This window comes from Bartonella sp. AA81SXKL, from assembly GCF_042196945.1.
Taxonomy (GTDB): domain Bacteria; phylum Pseudomonadota; class Alphaproteobacteria; order Rhizobiales; family Rhizobiaceae; genus Bartonella.
Genome location: NZ_JBHIRH010000224.1, coordinates 1 through 730, shown reverse-complemented (window position 1 = coordinate 730; position 730 = coordinate 1). Strand labels below are relative to the sequence as shown.

1 protein-coding gene is annotated in these 730 nt (G+C 44.9%); it reads left to right on the top strand.

The genetic code is table 11. From position 1 onward, the window contains the following. A partial coding sequence (locus tag ACFINZ_RS10735; protein ID WP_375701512.1) for a phage terminase large subunit occupies positions 1-730 on the top strand: 730 nt, incomplete at both ends.

Sequence of the window (730 nt, the reverse complement as noted above, 5' to 3'; positions counted from 1 at the left end):
AAATTCACTCAATGAAAGTTCGCTGGAAGAAATTAAACGAGCTATCGAATCCTATCCTTTTCTACAAGACTATTATGAAATCGGCGATAAATATATTAAGTCAAAAGATGGACGTATCGTCTATGTTTTCGCTGGGCTTGATCGCAATATCGCAAGTATTAAATCCATGGGGCGCGTTTTCCTCTGCTGGGTCGATGAGGCGGAACCTGTGACTGAGACTGCTTGGCAAACACTCATTCCAACTTTGCGCGAAGAAGGAAATGATTGGAATGCGGAATTGTGGGTGACATGGAACCCTTGCCGTGAAAATGCACCCGTGGAAAAACGTTTCCGAAATGTCAATAATCCTCATATCAAAGGTGCTGAAATCACTTGGCGTGATAATCCTCAATTTCCAGAAAAACTTAATCGAGATCGCAAGGCAGATTTAGAACAACGACCTGAACACTATAACCATATTTGGGAAGGGGAATATCTCCAAACTGTTGAAGGTGCCTATTACCAAAAAGCGTTGCTGGAGGCTTCACGGGAAGGGCGTATTACTACTGTTCCCCGTGATCCCTTGATGCAGATCAGAATCTTTTGGGATATCGGTGGAACAGGGGCAAAGGCTGATGCTACCGCCTTATGGGTCGCGCAATTTATTGGGCGGGAAATTCGCGTGCTCGATTATTATGAAGCCCAAGGACAACCCCTTTCAGAACATGTGGGCTGGGTCTTTCAAAGGGGA